The sequence below is a fragment of the Sorangiineae bacterium MSr12523 genome, assembly GCA_037157775.1.
In the GTDB taxonomy this organism is placed as follows: Bacteria; Myxococcota_A; Polyangia; order Polyangiales; family Polyangiaceae; genus Pendulispora; species Pendulispora brunnea.
This window is the reverse complement of the sequence record CP089982.1, coordinates 2,295,472-2,308,846: the sequence shown is the minus strand read 5'-3', so window position 1 is coordinate 2,308,846 and position 13,375 is coordinate 2,295,472. Positions and strand designations below refer to the sequence as shown.

The window sequence follows — 13,375 nt, the reverse complement described above, 5'->3', positions numbered from 1 at the left end:
TCATTGAACTTTGCGCGCTTTTCGACACTCATTTACGTTTCGTCCATTTCGCTTCGGATGAAGGAGCGGAAGCCCATGCAAAAAAGCCCAGCGGAAGCGACCCCTTGTCGCTCCCGCTGGGCAGTAAATGGGTAGCGAGCTACGCCCTCGGCGCCGGGCCGATACGGCCCGCGCATCCTCCGGTTCCGAAGCCGCCGGCTCTTACCTTCGTTTTGAATTGAAGGGGCAAGGGACGGCGTTCGACGTGCCCTGTCTCACCGTTCACTCGCGCGCCGCTCGAGCTGTCGGCGACAATTTCGCCCGCGGTCTCAGTGGAAAGCGTCTCGTCGGCTGCGTTGACAATTTTATTCACGATACTTTCTCCTTACTTCCTCGATTTGAACCAAAAAAAAAAAACCTGATGACAAACAACCAAAACCCCCTCCCAAACAATCGATATTCAACCCACACATCCAGTCGCGTTGGAGCGGAATCGTGGATTGGTAGAATGGTGAATCCGTGCGGCGCGCCGGCTCATCGAAGCAGCAATGCAGCGATGCAACCTGGAAGCGCTGCGGCCAATTCGCCACTGCCCGGGTGGCCCGCGGCATCGTGCGCCGTGAGGTGCACGATGCGAACCAATCCGGCCGCCCCATCCACTTTACCATGGGCATTTCGGGGTCCTTCCAAGTTCGCAGGCCGTATGGCTCGTGCGAAACATGACCCCCAGTAAAACGTCAATTCACGTTCGCGACGCGGTCGCGCAAAGCTACAAAAACGTCCAGCGGAAGTGGCCCCAGCCACTCCCGCTGGATGTTACCTGCGTGCACTATTCGGTATACACCAGATCACCCAGTGGGCTTATGGCAGTACCAAATCGTGGAGCTCAGGGGCTGAGCGTTTCCGGGCGAGGTGGCGCCGGCCTTCACGTTCGTCTTGAACTGCAGCAGGCTCGGGGTCCCCTCCGGACGCGCTGCATTGGAGACAACCGCGGCGGATTGGATGTTGTTCGTGCGATCACTCATGGCAATACTCCTTATTTTACTCATGTCTATTTGTTGAAGGTGGCAACCGAGCGCGAATCGCCCGTTTGCCGATGTGAATTTTCAATAGCCACATGATTCGATACGATCGGTGTCCCAACACACGTGCTCGTAACGCGCAACTGGTCATGGCCGCAGCGACTGTGTCGCAACATCGACCAACCATGAAAGCGATGATGAGAATGTATATTATTCATCATTGATGGCCAGGTCTATTTTCGAGAATTCGATATTTAATGTTGGGGACACCCAATCCGGAGTACCGTCCGCCCGTGCGGAGCATGGGGATCATCGAAGCAGCAATGCGGCGTCCCACGGGAGTGACCCGTGTGCTTCGTCCTCGTCCGGCTCGAGGCACGCGTGCAACGTGAGCGCGACCCCAGCAGCGCCGTCGAGATATCCGGGGCGGTGCGCGCGCTCATCGGACCGGTATGAGCCGTCTTCGCCCCACGCGCCTTGAGAATCCCATACGAAAGGATGCTCCGGAGCCGCGCGTGCAACGATATTGGCGATGCAACCAGGAAGCGCTGCGGCCAATTCGTCACTGCCCGCGTGACCCACGGCATCGCGCGCCATGAGGTGAACGATGCGAGTCAATCCGGCCGCACCATGGCACATGGTTGCATCGTGAATATACTGCTGCGCTGGAGGCCGGCGAAGCACGGAGCAGAGCGTATCGAGCGCAGCGTCGCACCATTGCGGCTCCTTCAGAGCGCGCGATGCCAGAAACAATGCTCGGGACACGCCCGGAGCGCCGTAACACCACCCTGCGCGCGCGGGCGGCCCCGCCGCTGAAGGCGAGATCTCATGCTCCGTCGAGATGGTCGCGGGCCAATAGGGGCCATGCTCGTCGTGCCCCCGGCGCGCGAGCAGCCATTCCACGATGGTGCGGATGGCTCGCTCATGCCCCTGCACACGAATACCCTTTTCGTAGGCAATGGACAGCAGCGCGAGAGGGCCTGAAATTCCATGCGCGAGTCCCACGTCGAAGAGCCCTTCGGGGTGCGAATCCGGAGTCCACCAACCCGGCACGGAATGCCCTCGAAGAACAACGGGACGCGTGAGCGCGACCAAATGCCGCATGATGCGCTCCGTGAGGCTCCTCTGCCCTTCGCCGCACGCGAGCAGATAGCGCCCGAGGCCGGACAATCCGCTCACCACGTCATAAATCGGCATAGGAACGCCCGCGATGCCAGAGCGAACGCGTGGTTCGTCGAGCGACAGGAGCGACTCGGCGCACGCGGCGACCTGTTCGTCGGCCACGGATAGGAGCTCCGCATAGTCGCCCGGACGACGCTCAACGGCCCGTGCCGCGAATGCTACTGAAGGCACCCCGTAGAAAAGGCTGTCGGTCGGGGATGGGCACTCCGACGATATGGCAGCGGCGAGATAGGCGTGTGCCACGTTCGGTGCGTCAGGGCGATACCCCTGCAGTGCGCCGAAGAACAACGCCATGCCGGGACAGCCATCGGCGAGCGCACGCGGATCCCAATGGACAACGGCCCGACCGGCGCCTTCGCGCGGCTTCGCTCTTATCGCTTCGGCGACCGATGCAGGATCGGACAAGCGCTCGGCCAAGAGGTTCACGAACTCTTGGGCGGTGCGCGCGGTCGTTGCGTCGATGGGGGCCATCATGGCTCCCTCCGGCCTGCCGTCCTGGCCGCCCCCGAATCGAACGCCCGAAGCAAGTATTCGTACAGGACGAACTCGTGCCGCCGCGCATCCGCCCGAATCACCCGATTGACGTGCATGTGGATCAAGCTCGCCACCAACCCCTCCCAGGACGTCTCGAGCCGCCCACTGTCCCGCAGCGCGCGCAGCTGCTCGAACGCAGGCGCCACCGCGGCCGAACGAGCCTCGACGAGCCCGAGTAGCTCGCTCATCATCGCGTCATCGTTTCCTTGGACGCCAGGGCTCTCGCCCACCACCGGTCCACTGCTCGCAATCCGCTCGATCGCGGCCCGCTCTGCCCGATACTGAGTGCCAAGCCCCTTACGAAACGCAGCATCGGCACGATGCTCCTTGGCAAAAGCATCCCGAGCGCCCACGAGCAATGCCCGCCGTGCGTCACCCTCGATACCGGCGTCCCCGAGAAGCGCGTGCATTCCGCGGAGCACCGCACGCCAGCGCGCATCGGCTCCCGCATCGCCTGCCGTCCGCTCCACGATCTCCAGCGCCGCATCGCTGTCGGCCTCGAAAATCCGCTCCGCGAGCGGCATCGCCAGCGGCCCTCCGTACCGCTCGACCTCGCGATCGTACGTATCGAGCACCAGCTTCACCACGTCCCCCGAGGCCAGCCGCGACGCGAGCGCCTTCTGCAGGCGAGGCAACACTTCGACCATCAACTGTGCGGGATCTCCCTCGAAGCGTAGTCGCAAATGGAAATCTGGATCGGCATATCGAATGAAGAACCATCGCTCGATGATCCCGAGATGGCGTAGCTCGCGAACGAGCGGCGCGACCACGGCGCGAAGCAGCCGGTCCCCGGTAGCGGGCCCCGTATAGATCTTCGCGTACAACCACCGCGACCCCGGCAGGAAGATCCGCGCCTCGGGCGTGCCGGCCGACGGTGAAGCGAGCGCCCTACCCCGCTTCGCTGGTTCTTCGGACCGGTCCGCTCTCACGAATGGGATCACCAGCTCGTGCGTATATCGCCCCTCGACCCCTGCCGCGCACATGCGTTCCGGCTCCGGAAAAAGCTCCTGCAGCCGAAGCTTCTTGCGGCCACGTGCGAGCGCGACGAGCTGCGCCCCCGCCTTCTCGCTCGCGAGATCGAGCGGCAGCAGGTGATCGCCTTCCATCACGGATACCCAGCGAGGCAGGCCACGTCTCTGCCGAAACCCGGCATCGTTTGCGAGCTGCTCGACCTCACGCGCATACAACGTCCATCGCGCGAGCGAGAGCACGAATCGCCCGTACGACACGCGTGGCAAAAACGCAGCATCCTCGAGCGGTCCCCACGACCACTGCAATCCAGTTGCGAGACCTTCGCATTGAAGTGCCCCGAGAAACCGATAGATCGCGAGCGATCCCGCCCCATGGTTCTGCATGCTCGTGAGCCGCGGCAGCACTTCCCGCCCGAGCTTCACGGATCGCAGCCGCACCCGTCCGCCGCGCACGCTCACCCGAAGATCGTCGATGGGTATCTGACGCTCCTCGGCCACCCCCGAATGGCCCAAATAGGGAATCTCGTGCTCGCGCAACACCGGCCGACAAAGCACATTTCCCGTTCGTCCTTCCGGCAAATGGACGACTTCGGCGAACACTGCATCGGGCCGCAACCGCTCTTCGGCCTGCACGTGTCGCTCCACGAGCGCTCGCACTCCCTCATTCCCGTGGCAAAACCGCCCGAGCAACGATGCGCCCGAGGGCCCATGGACGTAGTGGAGATGCAGGTCGAAATCCCCTTTGTCGATGGCTTCACTCGATGTCGCCGCGATGCTTACCATCGCTGCGAGCGCGTCGGGCAGCGGCTCGGGCTCCTCCTCGGTCAGCTTTTCGAGATCCTGCGCGTCGAGCTTCCATTCGCGCAGCCCATCCTCCCGCAATGCGAGGAGCCGCGCCAGTTTGTACTCGTCGTGCGCGCTGATTCCTTCGAGCGGCACCGCCCCCTGTTCCCCGGCGTCTGGCGTCTCGGAAAACACGATATTTGCCAATAGCGGCGAGGGAGGCGCCATCCTCCTATGGGGCGTACCAAACCCCACGCCTCTCTCCTCGTCGAGTACCTCCGCAAGCGGCACCTCGCGCTCGCCATACCGATCCATGAACTGCTGCCGAAACCGATGCATCGCCCCCGAGCGCTGCCGAGGCGTGATTCGATGAATCAACGTGATGGCCCGCCGCACTTCACGCACCACGCGTTCTCCAATGTGCACCCCATTCCCCGGCTTGAACAAATCGACCTGAAAGAGCCGCGCCGGATCGGGCGGCACGGGCAAAGCTTCCAGCATGGCCATGATCTCGCGATATCGCTCGCGCGAAAGGCCCATCCCGTCCGCATCGATCGCCCGCAGCCCGTCGCGCGCTTTCGAGAGGCCCTCGACGACCCTGCGCGTCTCTTCGTGCGCCGCGCCGACGTCTGCGGGCCCCGAGCGCCCTAGCGACTCGGCAAAGGCCGCGATGGGATCCTCACACGTGACGGAAGGCTGAACATTCGATACCAAAAACTGCGCATCCACGAGTTTATCGATGAAGGCGACTGCATCGTCCGTCGTCACACTCGCATAGAGATTCAATATCGCATCGCAAATAGCTTGTCGCGACACCGCCCCTTTCTTCGCCGCTCGAATGGCGACCCCCACCGCTTCCGAAGGCTCCGCCGCCACGAGTTGATGCGTCCGCGCCCGCGTCTTCGGATCGACCTTCGTTTCGACGTAACAAATTTCCTCCTCGTTCACCACCATCGACGAATTGAGCCGAAAGCGGAGTGCTCCCCGCGTCCGCGGCGCACTCGCCAGTGCATCCGAGAGCAGCGACAGGTATTGCATATCGAGCCGTGAACTCCGCCTACACTCGGCCGCTCGGCAAACGGAAAGCGAAGTACGGTCCGAAATGGTCGCAAGTCCACATCCCGAAAAGAGCCCGAACGGCGTAGGTCGAGCCGCCATCCGCGACAAATAGCGAACCACGATGAGCTCGACATCACGGGCCCGTGGATCGTCGGGATTCGCGAGCCAAGCGTCGATGGCCGTATCGAGCGTCGGTGATGCCACGTAAAGCGCCTCCCGAACGATGGGCTCTTCGAGATAGCGTCGAATCGTCTCCCGGGTGATTCCGTTCCGTAGAACATCGAACGATAGGAGCGGAGTGCGCAGTACGCAGGCACCTTGATGTTGAAGTTCAGCCAAGCGTTCCATGTTCTATCGTACCTTTGCCTTACGCACTCGATGTCGCGATGCTTGTCGAGTGAAACCCCGTGATGGATACGTCCAAGTTCGATATCTGTGCTTCGTATTCAGGGGTGCGCGATCACCAGAAACGCACGCGCTCTCCGGTCGACACATTGCATGGCTTTGCGCATCGTTTCGGGATCGAGCGCCCCGAAGCTCTCATCGAGGACGATGAGATCGGCGTTTTGGAGGAGGGCCCGTGCGATGTACACGCGGCTTTTTTCGCCGTGCGATAGCTGCCAGCCGGTTTCCCCGACCATCTGCATCAATCCACCGGGCATCCGATCGAGCAACCCACCGAGGTCGAGCTCTCGGCAAACCGCTTCGGCCTCGTCGAGATCCGCCTGGCTCGGAGGCCACGCGCGTCCCATGAGCAAGTTGAAGGCAAGCATCCCCGAGAGCACGTGGTTCTCGTGAAACTGCGGCGCGGCCACGACGCGCTTTCGCCACGCCTCTGCACCAAGCGTGCTGCGATCGAGTCCATTGAGAAGCAAAAGCCCTGTCTCAGGGGAGCGGAGCCCTGCGAGCACGGCGCCGAACGTGGACTTCCCGCCGCCGGATCCCCCTTCGAGAAGGATCCGGTCTCGCGCGTCAATCCGAAGCGTGCACCCGCGCAGAACGGGCTCTCCACGATCCCGGTAACGAAACGTCACGTCACGTGCCTCGAGCAGAGCGCTTCCCGGCATCTCGCTGGAAGCGAAGAACGCGAGATCGGGCGGTGCGCTAGGCTCCGTGCGGCCGGCGGCGTGGAAGAGAGGTTTGACTTGCTTCCAGGCGAGGAGCGCACCGCCCAAACTCGTGAGGCCCCCCGCCAAGTGCCCAAGCGCGCCCGAGGCGAGAAGGATTCCGCCAAGTGTGATTGCCATGGATCCCGCAGAGAGCGATGAAGACGCCGACCCGAAAAGAAGCGTCGGCAGGAGGCCCATCATGGCCACCACCAGCCACCCCCGTGGGAGCAGCGCAGCAATGCGCGCGGCCGACGCGTCCATTCGCTCCGAGCGCGCGATGTACTCGGCCACGGCCTCGCTCTCGCCTTGATGCCACTTTTCGGGCGCCAGCTGCGCCAGGCGCGTGCGGTGTCCGACGATCCGCTCGACGAGATCGTTGGTCATCGCAAGACGCGTCACCGTCCAGGCATCCGTTCTCTTGAGGTACGTTCGCACCGTAAAGACGCTGACGATCGACCATAAGGCCAGAAGCACGAGCTCCGTCGCAGCCGCTGCCCCCTTCGACAGCACGAAGGCACAAACCGCGAGCTCGATGATGGCGACCAAGCCCCCGATTCCGGTTCCGAGTGCGAGCGATTCAACGGCCTCCGACTCGATCACGCGGCCCAAAAGGCCACCCGCTCCTTCCGCGCGGATCTCGTCGGGCGCGAGTCGCAGCGCGCCATGCAGAAGTCTCCGTTTGAGGAGCCCGCCGGCGTCGATGGCGAAGAGGGCCTGCATCCGGCTCTCGAGGATTCGAAATGGGATCTGCGTGACGAAAAGGAGCGCCCACGCGATGAGGAGCCCCGCGTCGATGCGCCCTTGCAGAGCGCCTCGTCCCAGCATGGCCCACGACGCGATGTTGAGCACGTATTGCGCGGTGTGCGCCAACGCGAGTGTGGCGGCCTTGCGGCCGAGCCCCGCCGCCCGCAACTGCGCCAAGAACGGCGCACCAGGTGGCAGGCGTAGGAGCCAGCCATCGCCCACCTTCACTCGGCTGAGCAACCGCCCAAAAATGGCGTGGCGTGCGCGCCCTCGCCTTCGGCTCGGGAGTCCGGCCAAGTCCAACATGGCTTCGATGTTGGCGGCGTGCGGGGCCTCGCGCTCGGCGCAGAGCACCGCACGGAGCTCTCGCGCGGGCACGGCACGAACTTCGAGATCGGGGCCCAACAAGAAAACGCGCCCCGAGCGATAGGCTGCGAGTGCGAGGAATGACGTTCGCTCGCCTTGCGTGATCCGGACGAGCGCCGGAGCGAGCCCGCGAATGAGATCGTCGACGCTCGCATACCCACTGTCGATCCACTCGGACTCGAGGCCGAACCAGTTCGCGAGGGATTCGATCCAAAGGCCGATTCGCGTCTCCTGTTCGACGCGTACAGCTTCGGGCAAGGGAGGAATCGCGGCGGCACGCGTGGCAAATCCGGCTCGCTTTGCGAGCGCGAGCATCGCTTCCCCCGCCTGCTCGAGCGACCACGTCGAGCGCTCGAGATCCGAAGAATGGCCCTGGGGGATCATGTCTTCGGCCCTCCGGGCTTCACCGGGGTCGTCGGAGACACCAGGGAGCCCGCCCGCAGTGCCGTCTGGGGCAGATCGCTCGCGGTCACCGCCCGGAGCCGCCCCCGTTTTCCTTTCACCTGCGGGAGCAGGCGCGGCGCATCCTCTCCGTACTCGGCCAGCTTTCCTGCTCGAAGGGTCATCTTGCGCCAGTTGCCGCCCGACCAGAAGCCGCGCTGGACCACCTTCTCCGCATCGAGCATCGCGCGGTAGCGTGAGCTCGGCGCCTCGACCAGCGCCGCAGGCACACCGTCCTCGACGATCCGCCCGTCCTCCACGACGAGGACTCGGCCAAAGTCCAACGTTTCGCTCATGTCGTGCGTCACACAGAGGATGGTTGCGCCGCGCCACCATGCGCGCGCACGCGAGAGCAGCGCCCGCCGCTTCCTGCGGTCGAGACCGCGGAACGGTTCGTCCAGGATGACGAGGCGCGCGTCGCGTCTCAGGAGCGCTCGCCCGAGGCGCACGCGTTGGCCTTCGCCGCCCGATACGAGTGCACCACCTTCGCCAAGCACGGTCTGCATCCCATCGGGCATCCGTTCGAGGAGCTGTTGAAGGTCCGCGGCGTCGAGCGCCCCCGGCAGTGCTCCCATGGCTCCTGCCGGCATGCCGTACAGCATGTTGTCAGCCAACGATCGGTTCCAGAGCTGCACGGCCGGGTCGACCCACGCGCATTCTCGGCGAAGCACGTCCTCGCGGGCAGCGTCGAGCGGATACCCATCGACGAGCACACGCCCTGCCACGGGCCGATGCCACCCCAGTAGAATCCCGACGAACGTCGACTTCCCGGCACCCGAGGGGCCAACGATCGCGACTTCGCTTCCCGGAGCGATTCGAAGATCGACCTCCTCGAGGATCGCATGTCCGCCCGCCACGACGCTCACGCCTTCGAACTCCAGAGCGACCCCTCGCGTCGAAGGTGCTGCCGCTTCCGTCATGCCTTCTGCCCGGACCTCTTCGATCGCGCCGAGAGGTTCGAGGAGCCGGAGCGCGGTATTCCGAACGCCAGGATAGGCACGCACCGCCCCCGCGAGACTCTGCCCCAAGACCGGCAAATTGAGCACCCAGTACGAGAACAAGAGAATCTCGGAGAGCGGCCCACCGCCGCGGACGTAGCGGAACAGAAGGAGCGCCGCGAGCCCGAAGCCGAGACACGAACCAAGCGTGTCGGTCACGATCGCCGCCCGGACCAAGCTGCGTGCTGCGCGTGCCCAATGGACCAGCAGACTCTCGTGCTCCCGCCTCACCGCACGCTCGGCGCCGTGCGTTCGAACGGGGACGAGCCCGATCAGCCCATCGAGATAAAATCGACTGAGGCCTCCCACGTGCGCCCGCACGCGCAAATCGCGCTCGCTCAAGACGCGCTCCGAGGCCAGGGGCACCGCCAGGGCGACCACACCTGCGAGGATGGCAAGTGGAGCGCTCGGTGGATGAAGCCACGCGATCGCACCAACGGTGACGAGCAGACTCAGCGCGCTTCGAACCAGCTGGGCACCAAGATCGGGAAAGGAGCGGATCGCCGAGAGCGCGTGGCTTCGATTGGCCATGTCGGACGTCGGGCGGCTGCTCAGATAGCGGTCCGCGAGGCGCGGGAGCTTCGTCAAAAAAGCCACGCGCAACCGCACCTCGAGGTGCCGGCCGATGCGCCGAATGGACTGCGCGATCGGAAGTTCGAGCAGCAACAACGCGAGCAAGAAGGCGACGAGTGCGCCCATGCCTGCCATCCGCTCTTTGAGCACTCCCAGATCGCCCGCCACCTCGACGAGGCCGCGCATGAGGATCGTTTCGACGAGCCCGACCCCTGCCGCGAACGTGAGCGCCACGAGCAACGCCGCAGGCCCGAGGGCCCCGTCGGCACGAAGCATCCGTAGGAGCTCCCGGATCGGTCGCGCGGGAGGCTCCTTCAGCACCGCCGCCAATTCGGCGGATGCAAGCGAGGCGTCGGCCACGTGGCCGTCGTGAGCGCCGGCGCGTACCGCCACCACGACCACCCCGTGCAGCCAAACGCCCTCCTCCTCGTCGCGCGACATACCGCCCGGGAGCCCCGTCCAGTAAGCGGGCGGGATCGAGCCCTCACCGGGGTGCTCCCCTTTGCACCTTTCCAGAATCGAGCGCAGAAGACTGCCCGCCTCGCGGCCCTTGCGCACGCCGCCGGAGTGTACGATGTCGGCCACCATCCGCGTTGCGGCGTCGAGGAGCGCGATCGGCCTCCAGTCGTCACTTGCCGCCGCGCGCGTGAGCACCGCATCGCTCTCGCTTACGCACCCGAGATCGACAAGGCGCCGGCCGAGGACTTCCACGAACGTGTCGGACGTGGCGAGCGCACGAAATTGCTCCGGCGACACCGGCATTCTATGCATGAAGAGCTGATCGCGGAGCGAAGACTCCGTCATCCACCGTCTACCTACACTGGGATCCATGACCTGCATCAGCGGGCCGACGCGTCGCCATACGATGATGAAATGAGGTGTGCCGTCGGGCTGCTTCACGACGACAATCGCCGGCAACACCCGTGCTTCGTGCAGGAAGAGATGCTCCGGGGGCACCATCGTTTGTGTGGCGATCAGTCCGAGCTTCCCTGCAAGCTCCTCCAACGTGTCGATGGACGTGCCGTCGACGTCGGTCTGGCACGCCTCGCGGAGGCGGCCATAACTCGCAGAGATCCCGAAGCCTTCCAGGAGGGATGTGAGCGCCGCCGGCCCGCAGTCCATCGCGGAGGTCTGGACCACCTCGGGCACGAGGAAACACCGGCGGGTGCTTCGCGAGGAGCTCATGGTCCATCGCCCTTCTGCACGGACGCCCCGAGCCTAGTGCCGGCAAAGCGCAGTGCAATCCGCGCGGGTGTCGAGGTCTCGACATCGATTTCGACGGCACCCGGCAGCCCGTGCTCGAGGGGAATGCGCGGGTTCCCATTCGGCACGAGATCGAGCTCGACGCGAATACGCCCGTTATGGGCGACACTCGCCACGTTTCGCACGGTGACCGGCACCGTTCCGAATTGCGTCCACGGGAAACCCTCGAGGCGCATTCGGCCTTCCTGGCCGCGTCGGATCCGTCCGAGAGCATTCTCCGGAACGAAATCGGCAACTGCGATGAGGTGACCTTTCGGAATGAGGCTCCCGAGTCGGTCGCCCGCCGCCACGAACGAGCCGATCTGGTGCTCGGGCGCGACCTCGCCAATGGTTCCGTCCGCGGGTGCGCGAAGCTGCCGCTTGGCGATCTCCGTCCTCAAGACGTCGATGGTTGCGAGCGACGTCCTTCGCTTTCCCTCGAGCTCGGCCACGTGAAGGCGGAGTTGGGCTATGTGAGCCAGCCCTTCATTCGCACGACTTTGCCCCTCGCCCCACAGGCGTTGCACATCATGGCCGATGGCGTCGATGGCCGCGAGCTTGCGTTGCGCTTCGGATTGCGCGCGCAAAAGGTCTCGTGTGGAGATCAAGCCGTTGCCCTGAAGCCGTTGGGCACGACGATCTTCTTCGCTCGCCAGCCGCGAATCGATGGCCGCCTCCTCCTGCTTCGCGCGCCTCTCGTCGATTCCAGCGCGCATGGCCAGCCGCTGGCTCGATAGCGCGTCCTGTTCTGCGCTTACCTGTTCGCGAAGCGCTTCGAGCTGAGGCTCCACGATCGCCACGCGCGTGAGCTCCTCTGCCAATTGGCGTTGTTCGGTCTCCGAATCGAGTTCCACGAGTACGTCACCCTGGTTGACGTTCTTTCCCAGAACGAGCCTCGTCGCCGAAATCCGTCCGTTGATGGCCGCATTCAACGGCTTTGCAGCTTCTGCCACCTCGATTCGGCCCGAATCGCTCGTTTGGTGAAGTGTGATTCTGACGTGCATGAACCAAAAAAGCCACGCTCCGAGAAGAACGGCCGTGCCACCAAAGGCAAATGCGGAGCGGTGGGCCGCGTCAATGTCGAGGGAACGCAGGGATTGAGAAAACGGAGTCGGCATGACGGCTCCTTTACAAGTCTACGAAATGGGGGCTGCCCCCACGACTATCATTTCACGGGACAAAACTTCATTTCGCACTTCCTGATCCCTATACGGCACCCCATCACAGAAAGGCGTTACACGCAAAATCCGCCCGTATTGACGCATGTCCCTTTGCAGCGGCGAATCAACGGGCAAGACGCCTGACATCTCACCGGAAAAACACTTCGACAATTCCGCGGGACCGTCGTCCAGCTGCCATGAAGGAACACGAGTCTATTCCTATGTGCTTCAGGTGTCGTGCACGTCCGAGTGTCTTCCTTCGGGTCGACTTTACCTAATTTACCAGCAGCTTCTTTGGGTGCGCCGATCTGCATACTATTACTCACGGTTTTTTCCTTTCCTTTGACTTGCTCATATCGAAATCGCGCGCTCGATTCGGGCGCCCATTTGGAACGTCCAAATGGGCGTCCGGGACGATGGCGCTCAGCGCACGAATGACCAAGTGACGCCCTGCACGACTCCGTCGTCGGGATCGGCCAACGCCGAAAAGGCCGGCAGGCTCAGATCGACGTGCTCGCGATCGCAAGAGGGGCACTCGTCTACCACGGGCACGGTGATGGATTTTCCGTTGTACGAGACCCGAACCGATACGCCTTTGCAAACAGGATCGTTGTTTCGGTTGGAGCTCGAGAACCACTTCGAGGAGACCGCCGCCAAATTCTGCGAGGATGCGTCGATCTTCGTGCCGCATGCGCCGTAGCCTTTATCAGTGTACCAGGTGATCTTCCCCGTGTGCTCCTCACCAATCGGAACGTCCGTGGCGGCCCATGCCGGGCTGGTGAAAAGGACCGCAAGGAACAGCGCTGACGTCAATCGCCGACTAGACATTTGAAATACCTCCGATACAAAACGAATACCAATCACATGACTGCCATATGGACTTACCAGCAAGCCCATCATCTCATTAGCGTTTCGAAGTCACGAGCATCGACACACACGGCCACGGACAAGACCACGCCGCGACCTATACGCATTTCTCCTTTGGCCGTCGCGACGCCTGACTTCGCGCGAAAAGAAGGCTCAATAATTCTGCATCGCGCCGTGCAAACGACTCGGAGAACGCCCTGCGCCTTCAGAACGACGTGCTTTGCGAAATGTCCAGGCGTTGGTGCCAGCCCTGTTGGGCGTCGGTGTACCAACGCACGTACGAGAACACGCCCATGACCTCCGTTCCGCTGCCGAAATCGGCGAGTGCAGGACCTCCGGAGTCGG

8 protein-coding genes are annotated in these 13,375 nt (G+C 63.6%); all 8 read right to left on the bottom strand.

Annotated elements, in window-relative coordinates:
* Positions 1-513: 513 nt before the first annotated feature.
* Entirely contained in the window at positions 514-669 is a 156-nt protein-coding gene (locus LZC95_09255; protein WXA97020.1) for a hypothetical protein, read from the bottom strand.
* Positions 670-827: 158 nt separating this feature from the next.
* Positions 828-1,004, bottom strand: a complete 177-nt coding sequence (locus tag LZC95_09250; protein ID WXA97019.1) for a hypothetical protein — start codon at positions 1,002-1,004, stop codon at positions 828-830.
* Between the two features lie 306 nt (positions 1,005-1,310).
* The gene (locus LZC95_09245; protein WXA97018.1) at positions 1,311-2,657 is read right to left on the bottom strand and encodes a lanthionine synthetase C family protein; all 1,347 of its coding nucleotides are present in this window, start codon (positions 2,655-2,657) and stop codon (positions 1,311-1,313) included.
* The gene (locus LZC95_09240) at positions 2,654-5,869 is read right to left on the bottom strand and encodes a lantibiotic dehydratase (GenBank protein ID WXA97017.1); all 3,216 of its coding nucleotides are present in this window, start codon (positions 5,867-5,869) and stop codon (positions 2,654-2,656) included. The genes LZC95_09245 and LZC95_09240 overlap by 4 nt, the downstream gene beginning before the upstream one ends.
* Before the next feature lie 107 nt (positions 5,870-5,976).
* The gene (locus LZC95_09235) at positions 5,977-8,133 is read right to left on the bottom strand and encodes an ATP-binding cassette domain-containing protein (GenBank protein WXA97016.1); all 2,157 of its coding nucleotides are present in this window, start codon (positions 8,131-8,133) and stop codon (positions 5,977-5,979) included.
* Complete coding sequence (locus LZC95_09230; protein ID WXA97015.1) at positions 8,130-10,946, bottom strand: ATP-binding cassette domain-containing protein; 2,817 nt, start codon at positions 10,944-10,946, stop codon at positions 8,130-8,132. Before LZC95_09230 ends, LZC95_09235 begins: the two co-directional genes overlap by 4 nt.
* Positions 10,943-12,121 carry an HlyD family efflux transporter periplasmic adaptor subunit gene (locus tag LZC95_09225; protein ID WXA97014.1) on the bottom strand — a complete coding sequence of 393 codons (1,179 nt, stop codon included), beginning with the start codon at positions 12,119-12,121 and terminating at the stop codon, positions 10,943-10,945. Before LZC95_09225 ends, LZC95_09230 begins: the two co-directional genes overlap by 4 nt.
* Positions 12,122-12,586: 465 nt before the next feature.
* Complete coding sequence (locus LZC95_09220; GenBank protein ID WXA97013.1) at positions 12,587-12,991, bottom strand: RlpA-like double-psi beta-barrel domain-containing protein; 405 nt, start codon at positions 12,989-12,991, stop codon at positions 12,587-12,589.
* Positions 12,992-13,375: the final 384 nt, after the last annotated feature.

Coding starts and splice junctions, on each gene's coding strand:
- LZC95_09220 (WXA97013.1), bottom strand. CDS start 12,991: ATGTCTAGTCGGCGATTGACGTCAGCGCTGTTCCTTGCGGTCCTTTTC.
- LZC95_09250 (WXA97019.1), bottom strand. CDS start 1,004: ATGAGTGATCGCACGAACAACATCCAATCCGCCGCGGTTGTCTCCAAT.
- LZC95_09235 (WXA97016.1), bottom strand. CDS start 8,133: ATGATCCCCCAGGGCCATTCTTCGGATCTCGAGCGCTCGACGTGGTCG.
- LZC95_09225 (WXA97014.1), bottom strand. CDS start 12,121: ATGCCGACTCCGTTTTCTCAATCCCTGCGTTCCCTCGACATTGACGCG.
- LZC95_09230 (WXA97015.1), bottom strand. CDS start 10,946: ATGAGCTCCTCGCGAAGCACCCGCCGGTGTTTCCTCGTGCCCGAGGTG.
- LZC95_09245 (WXA97018.1), bottom strand. CDS start 2,657: ATGATGGCCCCCATCGACGCAACGACCGCGCGCACCGCCCAAGAGTTC.